The organism is Cryobacterium sp. TMT1-2-2, from assembly GCF_004403505.1.
Lineage (GTDB): Bacteria > Actinomycetota > Actinomycetes > Actinomycetales > Microbacteriaceae > Cryobacterium > Cryobacterium flavum.
This window is the reverse complement of the sequence record NZ_SOGS01000006.1, coordinates 190,442-211,732: the sequence shown is the minus strand read 5'-3', so window position 1 is coordinate 211,732 and position 21,291 is coordinate 190,442. Positions and strand designations below refer to the sequence as shown.

Sequence of the window (21,291 nt, the reverse complement as noted above, 5' to 3'; positions counted from 1 at the left end):
CTAACCATGGAACGCGCTGCTCGCGGCGGGATACGCGGTGAGGACGCGTTCCATGTTGGTCAGCTGCAACACCAGGCGCACCTGCTCGTTCGGCGCGGCGATGCGCAGGTCGCCGCCGGCCTGCCGGGTGGCCTTGAGGCCGCCGATGAGAGCGCCGAGGCCCGAGGAGTCGATGAAATCCACGTCGCTCAAGTCGACAGCCACCCGATTCTGGCCGGCGGCGACGGATGCTGCCACCACCTCCCGCAGGCGCGGTGCGGTGACCATATTCAAACGTCCCATGATGTGCACGACGGCGATGCCGTCGCCCTGGTCGGTGACCGTGAATTGCATTAGCGGCTTGTCTCCTTCGGGGTAAAGCCTTGATAGTGGGCGGCGGGTACCAGCACGCTGAGAATGACGAGGTCGAACACGACCCAGGCGAGGTTCACGAACGTGCCGATGGGTTCGCCGACGCCGAGCGCCAGCCGGGTCACGCCGATGATGGTGGCCACGACGAGCACGATGGCGACGATGATCTGCGGCCGGATCAGATGCCAGGGGGCGGCGCCCTCCTGCCGGGTTTTCGGGGTGACCACGAAGCCGAGCGGCCGGTGGAAGACCACGTTGGCGACGGCGGTCGTGGTGGCTTTGATCCAGACCGGGAACAGGGCGAGGCTGTACTGCTGGCCCCGCCAGGTCGAGATTCCGTGGCTGGACAGGATGAACAACAGCTGGTTGGCGATCATGAACGGCAGAAAGCGCAGAAAGAATTCGAGGGCCGTCGTATTGACCGGCAGAATGCCGAAGCAGAGAAAGACGGCGGGGGCGGCGAAGTAAACCAGCGCGGCGTAGCCGCTGAGATAGCTCCACATGGTCGAGAAGTACATCAGTCGCTGCGGCAGGGTGAGGCCGCGCTGCACCAGCGGGTTCTCGCGCATCATGACTTGCATCGTGCCCTGCGCCCAGCGCAACCGCTGGGTGAGCATGGTGCCGAGGTCTTCGGGAGCGAGTCCGATGGCGAGGGTTTCGTGGTGATAGACGGTGCTGAAGCCGAGGCCGTGCAGGCGCATGCTCGTAGCCATGTCCTCGGTGACGCTGATCGTGGCGAGCGGCATGAGCGGCTGGGCCTCGTCGGCGCGGTCCACGTCGATCGACCGCAGCAGCACCTGCACCGATTCGAGGGCTCCGAGCGGGGACAGGTCGCGGGCGGCGAGCTGCTCGAGGCTGTGTGCGGGAATGGCGCTGTCGGCATCCGTTTCGAGCTGCAGTTCGGCGATGACGGCCAGGTCGAGGGTGAGTAGGTGCAGGTCGACGGCCACCAGGTCGCGCGACACCGCCGTGATGCGGTTCTGCAGCGTGTAGGTGGCAGGCCCGATGGTCTCGCCGGCGGCGATCGCGGCGCGCGTGTCGCTGATCGCCGCGCCCACCTCGTGCAGGGCGGCCTGGACGACCGGGTCCTGCGCGTCGTCGGCCCGGCCGGCCCGGGCGAGCACCCGGGCGGCGCCGGTGAGGGCGCGGGTGACGGCGCGCTCCATTTCGAGCACGTAGCGGGTGATGCCGAGCTGCATGAGCGCTTCGCGGCGCAGGAGGGCGTTGGAGCCGCAGAAGAACGCGGCGTTCCAGCCGTCTTTGCCCTGCTGGATCGGTCCGTAGAACAACGGAGCCTGGCTGCCGAGCGGGTCGCCGGCCGGCACATTCTCGAACACCTGCGGCGTCTGTACCAGAGCGATCTTCGGGTCGGCGAAGTAGCCGAGCGTGTGGTCGAGTATCTGCGGCAACGGCACCTGGTCGGCGTCGAGAATGAGTAGGAACTCACCGTCGGTGCCCATGAGTGCATTGTTGAGGTTGCCGGCCTTGGCGTGCAGCGGGCGATTCTGCCAGTCGACTCCGCGGGTGATGTAGCCCACGCCGAGCTGGTCGGCCGCCTCGCGCATTTCGGGCCGGTTGCCGTCGTCGAGGATGAACGTGGAATGCGGGTAGCGGATGCCGCGCGCCGCCAGCGCGGTGCGCCGCACCATCTCGACGGGCTCGTTGTAGGTCGTGATGAACACGTCGACGGTTAGGTCGGCGGCCGGCGCGGTAGGAAGCTCGCGCTCGCGCGCCCGCCACATGGTGAGGCCGAACAGGGCGACGTCGATCAGGCTGTAGGTTTCGGCGAGCACGAGGGCCACGGCGATCCACCAGGCGTCCCAGTTGAGTGAGAAGAACCAGCGCCACAGAATATAGTTCGCGCCGAGGGCGACGGTGACCAGCACGGCCACGCGCACGAGCAGGAGATGCGCCGCGGATCGGGCGGGGCGAACCGGTTTCCCCACATTGCTCCCTGATCCCAGGCCGCTAAGACAGGCGGATTCTGACACCAGAATAAACCCGCATGCGACTCCGCACCGATTCCCGAAGTGGGCATTGTGCCGTAATTCGGACTGCGCTACAGGCGCGCTCGTGGTGGGGGCTACTAAAGGTATGGTTTCTGACAACGACGAGCGGCGCGTGGCCGTCATCATCGAGGATGACGCCGACATTCGCAACCTTCTGGAAGCCGTGCTGACCCAGGCCGGGGTCGAGACCATCGCCACGAGCAATGGCCTCGACGGCATCGCTGCGGTGCGAGCTTACGATCCAATCGTCACCACCCTCGACGTGAGCATGGGCAACCTGCGCCGCAAACTCGGTGACAGCAGCATGACCCCACACTGGTTGGAAACCGTGCGCGGCGTTGGCTACCGCCTGGCAGCAAAGGAGTAGCGACCCCGGGATTAGACGGGAACTCGGCGCCCGGCGCCGTGCCGCGCGCTGAAGTTCTCACTCGCTGAAGGCCTCCGGGCCCACCTTGCGACCCCGGGCCCAGTTTATAAACTGGGCCCGGGGACGGGGCCCGGGCCCCGTGCGCCACCAGGGCCGGCCGGAGCTGCCGGGCCCACCTTACGAAAGCTGGCCCAGCTTCTATCATGGGCCCACTTTCCGGGCCCGGGCGAGGCAAGCACAGGCGCGCGGCAGGGCAGTTCGGAACGGGCTAGGCGGCTCGTGCGGCGGCGATGAGCTCGGCGATCTGCACGGCGTTCAGGGCTGCACCCTTGCGCAGGTTGTCGTTGCTGATGAAGAGGGCGAGGCCACGGCCATCCGGTACGCCTTCATCTTGACGGATGCGACCGACGAAGCTGGCGTCCTGGCCGGCGGCCTGCAACGGGGTCGGGATGTCGGTGAGTTCGACGCCGGGAGCCACCTTCAACAGTTCCTCGGCGCGGGCGACGCTGATCGGCTTGGCGAACTCCACATTGATCGAGAGCGAGTGGCCGGTAAAGACGGGCACGCGCACGCAGGTTCCGGAAACCAGCAGTTCGGGCAGTCCGAGGATCTTGCGGCTCTCGTTCCGCAGCTTCTTCTCTTCGTCGGTTTCGAACTGACCGTCGTCGACGATGCTGCCGGCCAGCGGAATCACGTCGAACGCGATCGGCCGGGCGTAGATGGTGGGCTCGGGCAGGGTCACCGCGCTGCCGTCGTGCACGAGCTGGAACAGGTTCTCGTCCTGCGCGGCAACCCGAACCTGGCTGGCCAGTTCGAACGCGCCGGCCAGGCCACTGCCGGACACGGCCTGGTAGGTGCTCACAATGAGGCGCTTGAGGCCGGCTTCGTCGTGCAAAACCTTGAGCACGGGCATGGCGGCCATGGTGGTGCAGTTCGGGTTGGCGATGATGCCCTTGACGGCCTGCTGGATGGCTTCGGGGTTGACCTCGCTGACGACGAGGGGAACGTCAGGGTCCATGCGCCAGCCGCTCGAGTTGTCGACGACGAGCACACCGGCCGCGGCAAACCGGGGCGCCTGCGCTTTGGAGAGCGTGGCGCCGGCCGAGAAGATGGCCACGTCGAGCCCGGTCGGGTCTGCAACCGAGGCGTCTTCGACCGTGATCTGCTCACCCTTGAAGGTGAGGCTGGTGCCGGCCGAGCGTGCTGACGCGAAAAAGCGGATGCTCTTCACTGGAAAGTCGCGCTCCTCAAGCAGACGACGCACCACGGCGCCGACCTGTCCGGTGGCGCCGACGACGCCGATGTTGATGCCGGGGGTGTTGGCTGAGCTGGTCACGTGTGGTTCCTAACGTCTGCAGTGGGGGTGAGGCGGGGCATCCGCTTGGTGAGGTGTGAGTTTCGAGACCATTCAGGGGCTCGAACTCACACCTCGGCGAGACTAGCGGCCGGAGCCACCGTGCACGACGGCTTCGATCTCACCGTCGAGCCCGAACGCGGTGTGTACCACGCGGAGGGCCTCGTTGATGGTGTCGGCGCGGGTGACGACCGAGATGCGAATCTCACTGGTCGAAATCATCTCGATGTTGATCCCGGCCTCGTAGAGCGCCTCGAACAGCTTCGCCGAGACGCCGGTATTGGTGCGCATACCTCCGCCGACCAGGGCGAGCTTGGCGATCTGGTCGTCGTACTGCAGGCTCTTGAAGCCGATGAGCTCTTTCTCGTTGGTCAGCGCGGTGAGCACCTGCTGGCCCTCCGACTTGGGCAGGGTGAACGAGATGTCGGTGAGCCCGGTGGCGGCGGCCGACACGTTCTGCACGATCATGTCGACGTTGGCGTTGGTGCGCGCGACGATCTTGAAGATGAGCGCGGCCTTACCGGGAATGTCGGGCACACCGACCACGGTGACCTTGGCTTCGCTCAGGTCAGCGGCGATTCCGGCGATGATTGGCTCTTCCACAATTACTCCATTTTCTCGCGCGGTCGCGGCGTTGTACACGATGGTGCCGGTGTTGTTGTTGAACGAGGAGCGCACGTGCAGGGTGACGCCGTGCCGGCGGGCATATTCCACAGCGCGAATATATAGGACTTTGGCTCCGGCAGCGGCGAGTTCGAGCATCTCCTCGCTGGTGACGCGCTCGAGTTTGCGGGCACGGGGAACGACCCGCGGATCCGCGGTGAAGACGCCATCGACATCCGTGTAGATTTCGCAGATGTCGGCGCCGAGGGCCGCGGCGAGGGCGACGGCGGTGGTGTCCGAACCGCCGCGGCCGAGAGTCGTGATGTCCTTGGTATCGCGATTGAAGCCCTGGAAGCCGGCGACGATGGCGACGGCGCCCTCGTCGAGGGCCGAGCGGATGCGGCCGGGCGTGACGTCGACGATGCGCGCGGAGCCGTGGCGGGCATCCGTGATCATGCCGGCCTGGCTGCCGGTGAAGGAGCGGGCGTCGTAGCCGAGGCTCTTGATGGCCATCGCGAGCAGCGCCATCGAGATGCGTTCGCCAGCGGTGAGCAGCATGTCGAGCTCGCGCGGGGCGGGAAGCGGCGTGACCTGGTGGGCGAGGTCAAGCAGTTCGTCGGTGCTGTCGCCCATCGCCGAGACGGCGACGACGACCTCGTTGCCTGCCTTGCGGGTGTCGACGATGCGCTTGGCGACCCGCTTGATGCTTTCGGCGTCGGCGACGGATGATCCGCCGAACTTCTGCACGATCAAGGCCATGGGACTCCTGAGATGGGGGTGTGCGGCCTGTTGTGCGGGCCGCGTCCAAGTTCCCATCCTAAATGCTGGTGCTGGCGGGCCGGTGCCATGTGACGTTGCGCGGCAGAGGGGGTGCGGCGGTGGGTGGGGTGTGCGGGGCCGGGTGGGGTGTGCGGGGTCGGGTGGGGTGTGCGGGGTCGGGTGGGGTGTGCGGGGGTCGGTGTGCGGAGGCGGCATCCGCTCGCTGGGCCCACCTTATGGCCCGGGGCCCAGTCTATAAACTGGGCCCAGGGACGGGGCCCGGGCCCCGTCCGCAAGAACGAGGGGTGCGCTAGGCGCAGCGGAGGCGACCGGGCTAGTGGGTGACCTCGCGGCGGCCCTCGAAGGCGCGGCCGAGCGTGACCTCGTCGGCGTACTCGAGGTCGCCGCCCACGGGCAGGCCGGAGGCCAGACGGGTGACCTTGATCTCCAGGGTGGTGAGCAGGCGGGAGAGATAGGTGGCGGTGGCCTCTCCCTCGAGGTTCGGGTCGGTCGCGATGATGACCTCCTGAACGGTGTTGTCGGCGAGGCGCTGCATCAGCTGGCGGATGCGCAGGTCGTCGGGTCCGACGCCGTCGATCGGGCTGATGGCCCCGCCCAGCACGTGATAGAGGCCCTTGAACTCGCGGGTGCGCTCGATCGCAACGACGTCCTTGGCCTCTTCGACGACGCAGATCGACGTGGGATCCCGGCGAGGATCCCGGCAGATCAGGCAGGTAGGCTGCTCGGAGACGTTGCCGCAGATGTCGCAGAACCGCACTTTGTCGCGCACCTCGAGCAGCACGTTGGCGAGACGGGTCACGTCGAATTTTTCGGTCTGCAGGATGTGAAACGCGATGCGCTGCGCCGACTTCGGGCCGATACCAGGAAGCTGGCCGAGCTCGTCGATCAGTTCCTGAACGATTCCTTCATACATGGTTTAGTGGTCGTTTCTGGTTCGGGGCGCCGCGGAGTACGGCTGCTCTTCGATGAAGGTGGCACCGAGAATCTCGCGCACGACGGCCTCGCCGTAGCGCTGCTTCTCAGCGAAGGACGGCGCCCGCGACGGGTCCTTCGTGGAGCCGCGCTGGCCGGACGCGTTCGGGTGTTGCCGCGTCGCTGGCGCGCTCTGACCGAGGTTGGGTTGACCGAGGCTGGAGCGATCGGCATTCTGCTGGACAGCGGTCTCGTGACCGGCGGTCCGCTGGCCTGAGTACTGCGGGCCTGACTTCTGTTGGGGCGCGCCCTGGGGCTGCCGACTCTGCTGGGCGTTCGTGGGAACAGCGCTTACGGGCACAGCGGATGCCTCGGCGTGCGCCTCGTAATTCGGCACGCGTTCATCGGCGGGGGCGTCCATCTCGGGCGGAACGTCGTCGTCGAACGGCGGCGGCACGTCATCGTACGGCGGCTCGTCGTGGGACGTCGATACGAAAGCAGTCGCGGCCCAGGGTTCGTCTGACGCCACGCCCGCGGATGAACCCGCAGTCCCAACCGACTGTGTCGACACTGGCGATGACGATTCGGGGGCCTGAGCTGCTGGCGGCGCAGCGGTTTCGGGAGCCGGGGCATCCGTTGCGTCATCGTCGAGAGCGGGCAGTGCCGGGCCGTTCGGTGAGCCGGGGATGGCTACGGTCGCCCATCCGCTGGTGGATGCAGCGACGGGCGACGCGCCTTCAGCGGCCGGCGAGGCTGGCTCGCGCGGCGCAGCGGGAGGGGCAGGCATAGTGCGGGGAGTTACGTCGGGTTTCTGGGCAGACGGCGCGGTCGCAGTGTTCTCAGTCGCAGACGGCGCAGACGGCGCGCTTGTCGGGGACGCCGGCGAATCCGCTGCCTCGAGATTGGGGACGGCCGAGCCGACAGCATCCGCTGCTGCCGAGGGCGATTCGGGTGCCGGGCCTGCTGGCGCAGGCTCCGCGGCGGCTGCGGGTGCGGCACCGGACGCCGCGCTCGGCGAGGAAGTCTCGCGCCCAGCGTCGACGCGCGCGATGAACTTGACCCGCAGGCCGAGCACAGCGACGATCGCGGTGCGCAAGAAGTCGCTCGTTCCCATTCCGGGGACCTTTTGCTGCTTGAAGCTCTCGACATCGGCGTGACTCGGGAACGACAGGGCGAGTACGTCGCCGTTCAGGCTGAGTACGTGGGCGGTGTAGACGACAAGCCACGCGGTGGTCTTCTCGTTCTTGACCGCTTCGAGAATCTCGGGCCAGGCGTCCTTGAGCTGTTGCAGGGAGACCGGAGCACCGGGGACGATGGGCGGTTTGGGCGCGGAGGGCGCGTCCGCAGCCAACGGTGCTCGCGTTCCCGACGCAGCCTGCGTTCCCGGAATGGCGGTCTCGACCGGATCGACCGACGCATTGGCGGCGGGCTCGCGGGTAGCAGCGGCGCCACCGGCAGCGGCACCGGTAGCAGCAGCGCCACCGGTAGCAGCAGCGCCACCGGCAACAGCAGCGCCACCGGCAACAGCAGCGACACCGGCAGCGGCGGAGCTGGCAGCCCGCGTTCCCGGGATGGCGGTCTCGACAGGCTCGACCACCGCATGGGGGGCGGACTCGCGGGCAGCAGGAGCACCAGCAACGGCGGCCACAGCGGGCACAGCCGCCACGCCGTCGACGCCGATACGACGCTCCAGGCGCTCGACCCTCGCGAGGGCGCCGCGAGTTGAGTCGTCGGTCGCGGGAATCAGGGACCGCGCGATCATGAGCTCAAGATGCAGGCGCGGCGAGGTGGCCCCGCTCATCTCGGTGAGCGCCGCGTTGAGAATGTCGGCGGTGCGCGAGAGTTCGGCCGGCCCGAAGGCGGCGGCCTGCACGGTCATGCGTTCCAGCTCGTCTTGCGGCACGCCGCGCAGCACGGCCGCGGCCCCCGCGACGCTTGTGGCCGCGACGATGATGAGGTCGCGCATGCGCTCGAGCAGATCTTCGACGAAGCGGCGCGGATCTTGCCCGGTCTGGATGACCCGGTCGACCGCGTCGAAGGCTGCAGCGGAATCACGGGCACCGATGGCCTCGACGGCCTCGTCGAGCAGCGATGCACTCGTGTAGCCGAGCAGCGCGACGGCGCGATCGTACTCAATGGACTGGCCATCAGACCCGGCCATGAGTTGGTCGAGCAGCGACAGGGTGTCGCGCGGCGAGCCGCCGCCGGCGCGCACCACGAGCGGCAGCACGCCGGGCGCGACGACCATCTTCTCGGTATCGCACATCTGCTGCACGTACTCGAGCATCGGCCCCGGAGGCACCAGCCGGAACGGATAGTGATGGGTACGCGAGCGGATGGTTCCGATCACCTTTTCGGGTTCGGTGGTCGCGAAGATGAACTTCACGTGTTCCGGCGGCTCTTCGACAATCTTGAGCAGCGCGTTGAAACCCTGCGGGGTGACCATGTGGGCCTCGTCGAGGATGAAGATCTTGTAGCGGTCGCGGGCGGGCGCGAAGATGGCGCGCTCGCGAATGTCGCGGGCATCGTCGACACCGTTGTGACTCGCCGCGTCGATTTCGACGACGTCGAGCGAACCGCCGCCGTCTCGGGCGAGCTCGACACAGCTCGGACAGACACCGCACGGGGTGTCCGTCGGGCCCTCAGCACAGTTGAGACAGCGGGCCAGGATGCGCGCCGATGTGGTCTTGCCACAGCCGCGGGGGCCGCTGAACAGATAGGCGTGGTTCACTCGGTTGGTGCGAAGCGCCGTCATCAGCGGATCAGTCACTTGGGACTGGCCGATCATCTCGGCAAAGGTCTCTGGCCGGTAGCGGCGATACAGGGCGGTAACCACGATCTCAATGGTACTTGCCGCAACCGACACTCGCCCCCGCCGCGGCATCCGCTGCGACAATCGTGAAGCGGATGCCGCGGCGCGTTGAACCGACGACGGCGACATCAACGACGCCGACACCGGCCGGGCTGACCGCGCTGATGGTGGTGCAACCCTGGGTGCTCGCCGTGCTCGCGATCGGGGCTGCGGTGCTCGTGACCTGGACGTTCTGGCCCCGCAGAGAACGGGAAGACACCGACCGGGATGACGATCGTGATCGATCGGCCGATGCCGTTCCGGTTGGCGTCCGGGCCGCCGACTCCGACGCCGCTGAGGCCTCCCCCACTCCCCCGGGGTCAGCTCCGGATCCCTCCGCTGCCGCGACGGAGGCCTCGGCCGCGTCCGCTCCCGGGGGCTCGTCAAACCATCCGAGCGGCCGGCCAGTGCAATGATCGCCCGGCAGCTCGTCCTCGCGTTTGCGGCGCTTCTCGCCGCCGCGCTCGTTCCCGCCGACTCGAGGTGGACCGACGCGACGTTTACGGATTCTGAATTCGTCGCATCCGCTGTGACAGCAATCGTGGTGCCAGCACCGGTGATCGACACCTGCACGGCGGCGAGCGTGCTCGTGTAGCTCAGCCTCGTGCCGCGGATCGTGCTGACCTGGCACTATCCGACCACCGGATACGCGGGGGGCCAATGCCCGCTACTACGAATCGAACACCGGGGTCGGCGGGCTCATAGAGGTCTCGCTCGGCAGCGGGGTGAGCACGTCTGAGCCGGCATCGGGAACGTTCACGTCGACCTGCGAGGGTGCGCTGCTCGGCGGGGCGGGCGACGTCGGGGTCGCTGCGGCCCACTCGAGCGGGCTCGCTCATCTCGAGCGCGCACGCCACGTTCCCGCTGCTGGTCGGCGCCGGAACCTGCACGATCGTGAACGCCTGACCCATTACCGCTGAGGTTCCCGCTTACAACTGCGGAGATTCGGCCCCGCCGGCCCAAAACGCAGCGAAACTGGCCGCCGCCATGGAAAATCTCCGCAGTACTGAACGGCCCGAGAGTAGAACACGTTGGAGCCTGCCGGTCGCCGCCATCTCCCGCATCTATCGCGTGCCGACCGGCCCCAGTGCAGGTCTGCGGAGATTCTCGGCGATCTCAGCCCAGTCAGGCCACAAGCGACCCCAGGAGGGCGTCTTCTTCGCACTTCTGAACCGCTGCTGAAGCATACGGGGCCGGCCTCTCCTCCCCAGTCACCGAATTCTGGTGGCAATCCACAACTTGCGCGCACCTCGCCGAGCACAGCGTCATTCGTCGCACTATGCAGTCATGAGCCACGACCTTGTCACTGTTTTGTGCCACTTGGGGCACGTCGCGACGTCACAGCAACTGGCGGGTATCGGGGCCAGCCGACGATCAGTGAAATCTGCAGTGGATTCCGGGCTGATCAGGCACGTTGCCCACGGCGTATTTTCCTGCGCGCACCTCGACGCGCCGACTCTCACCGCACTGCAAGTTGGCGGGCGGGTCGATTGTCTGACTCGCCTGTCGCAGCTCGGCATCTGGAGCGGAATCGCGCGGCCAGGACTACATCTCCGCTTGCGCCCGCACCACCACCAGCGACGATTGGCCCCCGGCGCATCGATCCATTGGAGTCGCGCCTTCCACTGCTGGGCACCGGTGTTCGAAGTATCACCGTTTGACGCCGTGCTGCAAGCGTTGTCATGCCTCGACGATGTCGACGCGCTGGCATGCCTGGAGTCCGCGCTTTTCATGAGGTTCATCACGGAGGACGACCTCGAAGAGCTCCTCCGTCTGGCCCCTGACCACCTGCGCGCGTTGCTGCGCCTCCTCGATCGCGGGGCGCAGTCCGGATTTGAAACGTTCAGCCGGGTGGGGTTCATCCGCGCGGGCTTTCGGGTCGCGACACAATTTTATGTGACAGGTGCTGGCCGCGTCGACATGCTCGTGAATGGGTGCGTCGGGATAGAGACCGACGGTGAAGAATGGCACGGTCCGGAACGATTTCTGCCCGACCGCAGCAAAGATCGCGAAGTTGAACGGCAGGGGATTCGGGTCCTCCGCTTGGCCAGGCCACACATCTTCGACACGTGGCCCACTACCCTTGAGACGGTGCGTCGCATGGTGAACGACGCCGAGGACGCAGCAGCCTGGAAGCGCCGTTCGTAACGGCGGAGATATGGCAGAAATCGCCCCAATCACGCCAGATTCTAAGCTGAACGCGAAAATCTCCGCAGTTCTGCACGGCGAGCGCGGGAGGCCAAGCCTGGGGCGGGGTCAGCGCACCGTCGCCAGGGTCTGGCGGGCGATCTCGAGCTCCTCGTTGGTCGGAATCACGAGCACCGTGACCGCGGAGTCGTCGGCGCTGATCACGCGGGCGCCGCGCGCGGCGGCAGCATTGCGCTCGGGGTCGATGCGAATGCCCAGGGCCTCCAGCCCGGCAAGGGCGCGCTCGCGCACGAGCGGGGCGTTCTCGCCGACACCGGCGGTGAAGGAGATCACGTCGACCCGGCCGAGCTGGGCATAATACGCCCCGACGTAGCCCTTAACCCGGTGCACGTAGACGTCGATCGCGAGCTGCGACGGCCCGTCGCCAGCGGTGGCGGCCACGATCACGTCGCGCATATCGCCCCGCCCGGTCAGACCGAGTAGTCCGCTGCCCCGGTTGAGTAGTTTGTCGATCTCGGGAAAGTCGAGTCCGGCCCGTCGATGCAGGTGGAACAGCACGCCCGGGTCGATGTCGCCGGAGCGGGTGCCCATGACGAGTCCCTCGAGCGGTGTCATGCCCATACTGGTCTCGACCGAGCGGCCGCCCTCGACCGCGCAGGCCGACCCGCCATTGCCGAGATGCAGCACGATCTGGTTCAGGTCTTCGACCGGTCGCTGCAGAAAGTTCGCCGCCTCGCGCGCCACAAAGCCATGGCTGGTGCCGTGAAAACCATAGCGACGGATGCGATACCGCTCGGCCAGATCGGCATTGATCGCGTAGGTGAAGGCTTCGGGCGGCAGCGTCTGGTGAAATGCCGTGTCGAAAATTGCCACGTGCGGCACGTCAGCGAATGCCTCGACGGCCGCGACGATGCCCTGCAGCGCGCCCGGATTGTGCAGCGGCGCCAGCCCCGACAGCTCGTCGATGTCCTTCTCAACCTGCGGCGTGACGAGGGTCGGCTGGTGAAAGCGGGCTCCGCCGTGCACGACGCGGTGCCCGACGGCCACCGGAACGTGCCGCGCAAGCGACGGCCCATGGGCCCGGAACGCTTCGAGCATCACGGCGAATCCGGCCGTGTGGTCGGGAATGGGCAGCTCGCGCTTCCACTTTCGATCAGCGGATGCCGGAACGTGCGTCTCCGCAGAAGCCTCCGCCGCCGATACCTCGGCCTTCACCCCGGCGATGGAGTGCACGGAATCGCCGACGACCTCGCCGATGCGCTCCACCAGTCCGCTCGCCAGGGTGGTCTCGGTGTCCATCTCAATGAGCTGGTATTTGAAGGAGCTCGACCCGGAGTTGACGACCAGAACGGCGGTCATCGGGTGGCTCCGGCCGGGGTGGCGTCAAGGGCTGGCGCCGCGGCATCCGTCAGGCCGGCAGCCTGGATGGCGGTGATCGCGACGGTATTCACGATGTCCTGTACCAGGGCGCCGCGAGAGAGGTCGTTGATCGCCTTGCGCAAACCCTGCAACACGGGGCCGATCGCGACCGCGCCAGCGCTCCGCTGCACGGCCTTGTACGTGTTATTGCCGGTGTTGAGGTCGGGGAAGATGAACACGGTGGCGCGCCCGGCCACGCTGGAACCGGGCATCTTTGTGGCGGCGACCGCGGCATCCGCTGCGGCATCGTATTGAATCGGGCCCTCGACCAGCAGGTCCGGGCGGCGCTCCCGCACGAGGGCGGTGGCGGTGCGCACCTTCTCGACGTCGGCGCCCTCTCCGGAAGACCCGGTGGAGTACGACAGCATGGCGATGCGCGGCTCGATGCCGAACTGCACCGCCGTGGCGGCAGCGGAGATGGCGATGTCGGCGAGCTGCTCGGCGGTAGGTACCGGAATGACGGCGCAGTCACCGTAGACCAGCACGCGGTCCGCGAGCGCCATGAGGAACACACTCGACACCACGCCGACGCCGACCTGCGTCTTGATGATCTCGAAGCTTGGCCGAATGGTGTGCGCGGTGGTGTGGGTGGCGCCGGAGACCATGCCATCGGCGAGCCCGAGCTGCACCATCATTGTGCCGAAGTAGCTCACGTCGGTGACGGTTTCGTTGGCCTGATCCAGCGTGATTCCCTTATGTGCCCGCAACTGCATATATTCCTGCGCGAATTTGAGGCGCAGCAGGTCGTCATAGGGGCTCACCACGTGGGCCTTGGAGATATCGAGACCCAGGCCGATGGCGCGCGAGCGCACCTCGAACTCTTCGCCGAGAATGGTCAGCTCGACCACATCGCGGGCAAGCAGGGTGGCGGCAGCGCGCAACACGCGGTCGTCCTCCCCCTCGGGCAGCACGATGTGCTGGCGGTTCTGGCGCGCCCGCTCGAGCAGCGCGTACTCGAACATGAGTGGCGTGACGACCTCGGCCCGACTCACATCGAGCCGGTCGAGCAGGGCCGCAGCGTCGACGTGCGTCTCGAACAACGCCAGCGCAGTGTCGTGCTTGCGCTGCGAGTCGGCGGCGAGGCGTCCGCGAGTGCGGGTGATGCGCATGGTCGTGTCGTAGGAACCGAGCGAGGTGCGAATGATCGGCAGCGAGGGCGCGAGGCCCTCCATCAGCTGCTGGATAGCGTCGGGGAGGTCGAAACCGCCGTTCAGCACGATTCCGGCAATCGAGGGGAAGGTGGCGGAGGCGTTGGCCAGCAGCACGGCCAGCAGCACGTCTTCGCGGTCGCCCGGCACGACGACGACGGCGCCCTCGATGAGGCGCGGCAGCACGTTGACCATGGACATGGCCGCGACAACGACGCCGAGCGCCTCGCGGGCGAGCAGAGCGGGGTCACCCTTGATCAGGGTGCCCTCGGTGGCCTCCATGATGCTCTGCATGCTCGGGGCGACAAGGTAGGGATCTTCGGGAATGGCCCAGATCGGCACGCCGAAGGCTCCGCCCGAGCGCGCCGGCTGGGCGTTGGTCGTAGCCCGCACCGAGTCGATAATCTCGGCCAGGGCGGTTTCGTCGGCCCGGTTGACGATGATCGCCAGAATGGATGCGTGTTCGTCGCGCAGTTCCGCCAGCGCCACGTCGGTCTGCTGGCCGATATCCACGGCCGAACGGGCGTCGCTCTGGCCGAGGCGTTCGCCCTCGCCGGGGCCGACGCGACCGCCGAGCACGAGTAGCACAGGGGCTCCGAGGTTCGCGGCGATGCGGGCATTGAAAGCCAGCTCGGTAGGACTGCCGACGTCGGTGTAGTCGCTGCCGATGACGACGACCGTGTCGCAGTTGGCTTCGATCGCCTTGTATCGGGCGACGATCACGGCCAGGGCCGCGTCGGGGTCGGTGTTGACGTCGTCGTAGCTGACACCGATGCTCTGCTCGTAGGTCTGCCCGGCCGCGGAACCGGGGCCGGCATTGGCCTGCAGGTGACGCAGCAGGAGCTCGACGACGTAGTCGGGTTCGGTTGCGGTGCGAGCGACCGGGCGGAACACGCCGACCCGTTCCACCAGGTGGGTGAGCGTGTCGACCACGCCGAGCGCAATCGAGGATTTGCCGGTATTACCTTCGGCGCTGGTGATATAGATGCTTCGAGCCACGATGTCCATTCAAGCGTATTCGGGTTGGGAGAGTGTGGGGCGTGGGTCAGACGCTGGGAACGACACCCGGCCTTCGCGGGGCGCGAGCGAACGCGTCAAACCAGCCACGCGACGCGGTGCCGCGGCTAGACATTGTCGGCGCCGGTCTCGGCGGCGGCGGCATCCGCTTGGGAAGACCAGGACCAGTTCGTGATGGACGGAACGTCTTCGCCGTGGTCGCGGGTGTATTGGCGGGCGGCGAGGCGGGCATCCTGCATCTGCTGCCGCAGCAGGCCAGCGCGGGCGGCGAGCCCGGGGGTGCGGTCGATGACGTCCATAACGAGGTGGTACCGGTCGAGGTCGTTGAGCATGACCATGTCGAACGGGGTCGTCGTGGTGCCGATCTCCTTGTAGCCGCGGGCGTGCAGGTTCTCGTGGCCGTGGCGCTTGTAGGTGAGCCGATGAATGAGCCACGGATAGCCGTGATAGGCGAAGATGATGGGCTTGTCCGGCGTGAAGACGGCGTCGAAGGCGCTGTCGCTCAGGCCGTGCGGGTGGTCATCCTCGGACTGCAGGCGCATCAGGTCGACGACGTTCACGACCCGCACCATGAGCCCGGGCAGGTTCTCGCGCAGAATCTCGGCGGCGGCGAGCACCTCGAGCGTGGGCACATCGCCGGCGGCGGCAAGCACGACATCGGGGGCGAGACCGGCAACCTCGGTGCCAGCCCAGTCGAAGATGCCGAGGCCACGGGTGCAGTGCGCGACGGCCTGCTCCATCGTGAGCAGGTTCGGCGCCGGCTGCTTGCCCGCCACGACGACGTTGACATAGTTGACGCTGCGCAGGCAGTGGTCGTAGGTGGAGAGCAGCGTGTTCGCATCGAAGGGCAGGTAGACCCGCACGACGTCCGCGCTCTTGTTGACGACGTGGTCGATGAAACCCGGATCCTGGTGGCTGAACCCGTTGTGATCCTGCCGCCAGACGTGCGAGCTGAGCAGGTAGTTCAGACTCGCGATCGGTGCCCGCCACGGGATCTCGGCGGTCACCTTGAGCCACTTGGCGTGCTGGTTGAACATGGAATCGACGATGTGGATGAATGCTTCGTAACAGTTGAACAGCCCGTGCCGCCCGGTGAGCAGGTAGCCCTCGAGCCAGCCCTGGCACTGGTGCTCGCTCAGCATTTCCATGACGCGGCCAGCGCGGGCCAGGTTGGTGTCGCCGGGTTTCAGCTCGGCGTTCCACTGCTTGTCGGTTACCTCGTAGACCGGCGGGGCCAGCCGGTTCGACGCGGTCTCATCAGGCCCAAAGATGCGAAAATTCTGCGGATTCAAACGGATGACCTCGGCCAGGTAGCCGCCCAGCACTCGCGTCGCCTCATTCAGCGTTGCACCCGGCTCGGGCACGTCGACGGCGAAATCGCGAAAGTCGGGCAGGTGCAGGTCGCGGCGCAGGAGTCCGCCGTTGGCGATCGGGTTAGCGCTCATGCGCAGGTCGCCCTGTGGGGCGAGGTCGGTGATCTGTTTCACGGGAGCGCCGCTTGCGTCGAACAGGTCTCGCGGACGGTAGGACAGCATCCACTGTTCGAGCAGGGCGGTGTGCGCCGGGGTGTCGCGGGCGTTTGCCAGCGGAACCTGGTGCGCGCGCCACGTGTTCTCGACCTGCACATCGTCGATACGGGCGGGGCAGGTCCAGCCCTTGGGGGTGCGGAGGATGATCATGGGCCAGCGCGGGCGGGCGAAGTCCTCGTTGTTTGCGGCAGCCTGGGCGGCTGCTGCCTTGATGTCGGCGATCTGGTTGAGCACCAGGTCGAGGGTCTCGGCCATGCGCGCGTGCACGAGCATCGGATCTTCGCCGTCGAAGCCGCCGCTCACTATATACGGAGTGTGACCGTAGCCGCGCATCAGATCGAGCAGCTCGTCTTCGGGGATGCGCGCCAGCACCGTGGGGTTGGCGATCTTGTACCCGTTGAGGTGCAAAATGGGCAGCACGACGCCGTCCAGCAGCGGGTTGATGAACTTGTTGGAGTGCCAGCTGGTGGCAAGCGGGCCAGTTTCGGCCTCACCGTCGCCGACCACCGCGGCCACGAGCAGGTTCGGGTTGTCAAACGCGGCGCCGTAGGCGTGGCTGAGGGCGTAGCCGAGTTCGCCGCCCTCGTGGATGGATCCGGGCAGCTCGGGCGAGGCGTGGCTGGGGATGCCACCGGGAAAGGAGAACTGGCGAAACAGCTTCTGCACGCCGTGCTCGTTCTGCTCGATGTCGGCGTAGACCTCGGTGTAAGTGCCGTCGAGGTAGGCGTTGGCGACCATGCCGGGGCCGCCGTGGCCGGGGCCGGTGATGTAGATGGTGCTCTGGCTGCGTTCGGCGATCGCACGGTTCAGGTGCGCGTAGAGAAAGTTGAGGCCGGGCGTGGTTCCCCAGTGGCCGAGCAGGCGCGGTTTGACGTGGTCGCGGGTCAGCGCCTCTTTCAGCAGAGCGTTGCCGAGCAAGTAGATCTGGCCAACAGCGAGGTAATTAGCGGCCCGCCACCAGGCGTCGATGCCCGCCAAGGCCGCTGCGCTGAGGGGTTTTGGCGCGCGCGAGGGCCAGGTCATGGTGCCGGAATCGTCGATCATCGCTCCTCCGCGTTGTCGCGCGGCGACACAGCCGCGCTTCTTCCATCCTATTGAGCCGCGCCGACCGGCCAAGTGCCAAAGGTCCCAACAACCGCGTACTCGGCCAAATGGGGGCCACGATCTCCACGCGATCGTCGCGCGAAAGCGCAAAAAGTGCCCGTTTGAGACCCTCAATCGGGCACTTTTTGCGCTCTCGCGGGCAGAATGGGCATAGAAAAGACTCCTCGCGCACCTCGGCACAGTGGCGCAGCCCCGGTTACCCTTGCGGGTCGTGGGTACGAAAAAGACTCCTCGCGCACCCGCCAGAGCCCGGTTACCCTTGCTACGTTTCCGTCCTGGGGGAATTGGCCAAGGTGGCGCCACGCGAGGAGCCGAAGTTCAGTTTAGGGTACGACGCTGGGCGGCACCAACCGGGGGGCGGTCTGCGGAGGTGGCGGTGGGATCCGCTGGAAACAGGTAAGATTCTCTGGTGCCGTTGCTTTATTGCAACGGCGGCCAGGAGAATTCGCCTAGTGGCCTATGGCGCACGCTTGGAAAGCGTGTTGGGTGAAAGCCCTCGGGGGTTCGAATCCCCCATTCTCCGCCAAACGGATGCCCGCAGCGTGTTGGGTGACGCACAAACCCCATTCGCAGGGTTCGAATCCCCCATTCTCCGCCAAACGGATGCCCGCAGCGTGTTGGGTGAAAGCCCTCGGGGGTTTGAATCCCCCATTCTCCGCCAAGCAGTCCAGCAGCGAGCCCGAGCGGATGCTCGACTTCCCGTTTCGCAGACCGCTTGCGTCGCGCCATGCGGTCTCGACGAGCTCGACCAACGACACACGTCCGGGTTTCCCAGACCGCTCGCGTCGGCGGACGAGTCTCTTCAGCAACCGCTCCGGCGGGGCGGCGACGCTAGACGCCGGCGCGGTCGGCGAGGCCGCGCACGAAGGCGGCCTGCCCGGCGTGCTGCAGGTCGTCGGAGAGCACACTGGCCAGACGCACGCCGAGCGTGACGACGGGGGTCCAGGACGCGTCGACGACCCGGTCGAGGTCTGCCGAGCTCAGCGTGGCCAGGTACGCGACGGTCGCGGTGTGCACGGCGTCGTAGTAGCCGCCGAGCAGGACGGCGTCGGCTCGCACGGCCGCGACGTCGGCGGAGGTATGCCCGTAGCCGGTCGCCGTCGGCCCGAACGGCAGGTCGAATCGTTCAGCCCAGCCCTGGCCGATGTACACCTGCTCGATACCGGCGAGGTCCGCGAGGTGGTCGTCCTGCACGCGGGACAGGTGCCAGGTGAGCCACGCAATGGTGTTGGCGTCGGCATCCGCTCGAAAGGTGAGCGTTGCGACGGTGGCATTTTTCAGGGTGCGATGCACCGTGCCCTGGATGCGGGAGAACTCTTCAATGAGAAGTTCGGTGGGGGTCATGGGTCTCCTTGGTCGTGCTTTTAACGTACCCCGGCTGGCTATTCTGCCGCCCTAATACTCATCCGACGGATGCTGCCCCTCCTCCATCTCGAAACACGGTGAGAAGGAGGTGATTTGAAGTTCGGTGCCGGGAGCCCAGATCGACGCACTATAAAAGTCTCCCTGAACGCCCGTCGTGTCTACACTCGGTGCACCCTGCCTGGTCAGACGAATGCCATGGTGTCAGGATGACTAAAGACGAACCATTGAGCTGCACTGCAGCCCCGGACAGGGTCGTCGACAGGCCGTCCAGCACCGAATCAGTCACCCGCAAAGTCGGCATCAGCATCCCCCGGCTACAAATCGACGTGCCCCTTGCTCGAGGTTAGCGGCGGTAGGCGCTGACCTCGGTGGCTTTGACCGAGAGCCAGACGGTGGAGCCGAGTTGCAGGCCGAGGTCGGCAACGGCGGCGGGGGTGAGTTCGGCGATGACCTCGGGGTCACCGCTGGTGCGCAGGCGCACTCCGCCGCTGCCCGGCTCGATGCCGGTCACCCGGGCCGACCAGACGTTGCGCGGGCTCGCGTGACGCGGCTGTTCGGTTTGCACGACGACGGATGCCGGGCGAAAGACGGCCGCGGCTGGAACGTTCTGGTCGGCCCCGCCGAGGGTGATGGCGCTCGCCGATGCCGGAGTGCCGGAAGACGCGGGCGCGAGGGCGACGGCATCCGCTGGGCGAACGTGGAAGATGCGGCCGTCGGGGGCGGCGACCGCGCCGTTCTGCACGCTGCCGACCACGAGGTTGACGCCGGCGAGGGCCGCGACGAACGGGTTGCGCGGGGCAGCGAGCACCGCTGCGGTCGTACCCTCGTCGATGAGGGCGCCGTCGTGCAGCACAGCGACGCGATCGGCGAGCACGACCGCGTCAACGATGTCGTGGGTGACGATGATGGCGCTGGTTCCGGTTTCGGCGAGCTGCTCGCGAATGAGCTGACGCATGAACGGCGCGGTCTCCGCGTCGAGGGCGGCAAGGGGTTCGTCGAGCAGGAGCACGCGCGGCCCGGCCGCGAGGGCCCGCGCGAGGGCGACGCGCTGCTGCTGTCCGCCGGAGAGGGCGCCGGGTTTACTGCCGCCGAAGCCGTGCAGGCCGACGCGGTCGAGCCAGTGGTCGGCCGCTATTCGGGCCTGGGCGGCGCTCAATTGGGCCTCGCCGACGCGCAGCGCGAACGCCACGTTGGCGCGGGCACTGAGGTGCGGGAACAGCAGCGGGTCCTGCCCAAGCAGCCCGATGGCCCGGCGCTCTGGGGCTACGAAGCGGCCGGGTGCGGTGAGCACGGCGCCGTCGATGGTGACGGTGCCGTGCTCGGGGGTGGCGAGGCCGGCGAGCAGATCGAGCACGGTCGATTTGCCCGAGCCGTTCGGTCCGAGCAGCGCGAGCACCTCGCCGGGCGCGAGGGAGAGCTGCACGTCGAGGGTGAACGAGCCGCGAGTGAGCTGCAGGTTCGCCTCGAGCAGGGCGTTGGCGGCGGATTTCCAGAGGGCCGGGGTCATGAGAGCACGCTCGCCCGGCGGGTTCCAACCAGCACGAGGATGATCACGGCGACCGCGATGAGCAGCAGTGACAGGGCGACGGCCTGGTCGGTCGTGACGCCAGAACCGTTGAACGCGGTGTAGATGGCGAGGGGCATGGTGCGGGTGACTCCGGCCTGGTTGCCGGCGAACAGGGCGGTCGCGCCGAACTCGCCGAGGGCGCGGGCGAAGCTCAATACCGTGCCGGCGAGCAGACCGGGACCGACGAGCGGCAGCGTGATGCGGGCGAAGACGGTGCCGCGGTGGGCGCCGAGGGTGGCCGCGACGCGTTCGTAACGCACGCCGGCGGTGCGCAGCGCGCCCTCGACCGCGATCACGAGAAAAGGGAGGGCCACAAAAGTTTGCGCGATCACGACCGCGGTCGTCGTGAACGGAATGCGCAGCCCGGCCAGCTCAAGGGTGTTGCCGAGCACACCATTTCGGCCGAGCAGGGAGAGCAGTGCAATGCCGCCGACGAGGGGCGGCAGCACGAGCGGCACGGTCACGAGTGCCCGCAGCAGGCCGGCCACCCGCGGCTTCGATCGGGCGATGACGACGGCCAGCGGCACGCCGAGCAGTAGGCACAGCACGGTCGAAACGGATGCCGTCGCGAGCGAGAGTCCCAGCGGCCGCAGGGCTTCCGGCGAGAGGAGCAGGGAGGGGAGGCCTGGCCAGTCGACCTTGAGCAGGAGTCCGGCGAGCGGAAGCACGAGCAGAGCGAGGCCGATGCTCGCGGGCACATAGAGCAGGCGCGGGATCATATGCTCGCCCTCCGGTGCGGCCTGCGCGAGTGCGCGCTCCGGGTCCGG

At 67.3% G+C, this 21,291-nt stretch carries 16 protein-coding genes, 1 tRNA gene, 1 other RNA gene and 1 pseudogene; 5 read left to right on the top strand and 14 right to left on the bottom strand.

The window, feature by feature from the left end; genetic code table 11:
- Together E3T35_RS05000 and E3T35_RS04995 are read right to left on the bottom strand one after the other, a co-directional pair.
- Positions 1-333: an STAS domain-containing protein gene (locus E3T35_RS05000; RefSeq protein WP_134378013.1), complete on the bottom strand. Its 333-nt coding sequence runs from the start codon at positions 331-333 to the stop codon at positions 1-3.
- The gene (locus tag E3T35_RS04995) at positions 333-2,297 is read right to left on the bottom strand and encodes a glycosyltransferase (protein ID WP_241988736.1); all 1,965 of its coding nucleotides are present in this window, start codon (positions 2,295-2,297) and stop codon (positions 333-335) included. The genes E3T35_RS05000 and E3T35_RS04995 overlap by 1 nt, the downstream gene beginning before the upstream one ends.
- Positions 2,298-2,613: 316 nt before the next feature.
- On the opposite strand from E3T35_RS04995, the pseudogene E3T35_RS20155 reads away from it, so the two are divergent.
- A pseudogene (locus E3T35_RS20155) lies at positions 2,614-2,727 on the top strand (helix-turn-helix domain-containing protein); the annotation flags it as partial.
- Between the two features lie 268 nt (positions 2,728-2,995).
- On the opposite strand, the gene E3T35_RS04985 reads toward E3T35_RS20155, so the two are convergent.
- The 5 genes from E3T35_RS04985 to E3T35_RS19705 form a co-directional block, all read right to left on the bottom strand.
- The gene (locus tag E3T35_RS04985; RefSeq protein WP_134378011.1) at positions 2,996-4,063 is read right to left on the bottom strand and encodes an aspartate-semialdehyde dehydrogenase; all 1,068 of its coding nucleotides are present in this window, start codon (positions 4,061-4,063) and stop codon (positions 2,996-2,998) included.
- A 102-nt stretch (positions 4,064-4,165) separates the two neighbouring features.
- Positions 4,166-5,443, bottom strand: coding sequence for an aspartate kinase (locus tag E3T35_RS04980; RefSeq protein ID WP_134345442.1), 1,278 nt, complete (start codon positions 5,441-5,443; stop codon positions 4,166-4,168).
- Between the two features lie 334 nt (positions 5,444-5,777).
- Entirely contained in the window at positions 5,778-6,377 is a 600-nt protein-coding gene (gene recR, locus E3T35_RS04975; RefSeq protein WP_092340318.1) for a recombination mediator RecR, read from the bottom strand.
- Positions 6,378-6,380: 3 nt separating this feature from the next.
- Positions 6,381-9,212 carry a DNA polymerase III subunit gamma and tau gene (locus E3T35_RS04970; protein ID WP_174777080.1) on the bottom strand — a complete coding sequence of 944 codons (2,832 nt, stop codon included), beginning with the start codon at positions 9,210-9,212 and terminating at the stop codon, positions 6,381-6,383.
- Positions 9,213-9,216: 4 nt separating this feature from the next.
- The gene (locus E3T35_RS19705; RefSeq protein ID WP_174777079.1) at positions 9,217-9,447 is read right to left on the bottom strand and encodes a hypothetical protein; all 231 of its coding nucleotides are present in this window, start codon (positions 9,445-9,447) and stop codon (positions 9,217-9,219) included.
- A 192-nt stretch (positions 9,448-9,639) separates the two neighbouring features.
- On the opposite strand from E3T35_RS19705, the gene E3T35_RS04960 reads away from it, so the two are divergent.
- The 3 genes from E3T35_RS04960 to E3T35_RS04950 all read left to right on the top strand — a co-directional run bounded on the left by E3T35_RS04960 (position 9,640) and on the right by E3T35_RS04950 (position 11,375).
- Positions 9,640-9,822 carry a hypothetical protein gene (locus E3T35_RS04960; protein ID WP_134378009.1) on the top strand — a complete coding sequence of 61 codons (183 nt, stop codon included), beginning with the start codon at positions 9,640-9,642 and terminating at the stop codon, positions 9,820-9,822.
- Positions 9,823-9,952: 130 nt separating this feature from the next.
- Positions 9,953-10,147, top strand: a complete 195-nt coding sequence (locus E3T35_RS04955) for a hypothetical protein (protein ID WP_134378008.1) — start codon at positions 9,953-9,955, stop codon at positions 10,145-10,147.
- A gap of 367 nt (positions 10,148-10,514) precedes the next feature.
- Positions 10,515-11,375, top strand: a complete 861-nt coding sequence (locus tag E3T35_RS04950) for a hypothetical protein (RefSeq protein ID WP_134378007.1) — start codon at positions 10,515-10,517, stop codon at positions 11,373-11,375.
- A 108-nt stretch (positions 11,376-11,483) separates the two neighbouring features.
- Here the strand turns inward: E3T35_RS04950 and E3T35_RS04945 are convergent, their stop codons facing one another.
- From E3T35_RS04945 to ffs, 4 genes are all read right to left on the bottom strand, one after another.
- Positions 11,484-12,734 (bottom strand): acetate/propionate family kinase, encoded by a 1,251-nt coding sequence (locus tag E3T35_RS04945; RefSeq protein WP_134345446.1) that lies wholly within the window; start codon positions 12,732-12,734, stop codon positions 11,484-11,486.
- On the bottom strand, positions 12,731-14,941 hold the full coding sequence (gene pta / locus E3T35_RS04940) for a phosphate acetyltransferase (RefSeq protein ID WP_134378006.1): 2,211 nt from the start codon (positions 14,939-14,941) through the stop codon (positions 12,731-12,733). Before pta ends, E3T35_RS04945 begins: the two co-directional genes overlap by 4 nt.
- Before the next feature lie 125 nt (positions 14,942-15,066).
- On the bottom strand, positions 15,067-17,532 hold the full coding sequence (locus tag E3T35_RS04935) for a phosphoketolase (protein WP_134378005.1): 2,466 nt from the start codon (positions 17,530-17,532) through the stop codon (positions 15,067-15,069).
- 279 nt (positions 17,533-17,811) lie between these two features.
- Positions 17,812-17,908: signal recognition particle sRNA small type (ffs, locus tag E3T35_RS04930), an RNA gene on the bottom strand.
- Between the two features lie 122 nt (positions 17,909-18,030).
- Between ffs and E3T35_RS04925 the strand changes: the two genes are divergently transcribed.
- Positions 18,031-18,118: transfer RNA gene (locus E3T35_RS04925), tRNA-Ser, on the top strand.
- Between the two features lie 305 nt (positions 18,119-18,423).
- On the opposite strand, the gene E3T35_RS04920 is transcribed toward E3T35_RS04925, so the two are convergent.
- The 3 genes from E3T35_RS04920 to E3T35_RS04910 form a co-directional block, all read right to left on the bottom strand.
- Positions 18,424-18,936 (bottom strand): DUF664 domain-containing protein, encoded by a 513-nt coding sequence (locus tag E3T35_RS04920; protein WP_134345448.1) that lies wholly within the window; start codon positions 18,934-18,936, stop codon positions 18,424-18,426.
- Between the two features lie 364 nt (positions 18,937-19,300).
- Positions 19,301-20,464, bottom strand: a complete 1,164-nt coding sequence (locus E3T35_RS04915) for a sulfate/molybdate ABC transporter ATP-binding protein (RefSeq protein ID WP_134345449.1) — start codon at positions 20,462-20,464, stop codon at positions 19,301-19,303.
- Entirely contained in the window at positions 20,461-21,243 is a 783-nt protein-coding gene (locus tag E3T35_RS04910) for an ABC transporter permease (RefSeq protein WP_134378004.1), read from the bottom strand. Before E3T35_RS04910 ends, E3T35_RS04915 begins: the two co-directional genes overlap by 4 nt.
- Positions 21,244-21,291: the final 48 nt, after the last annotated feature.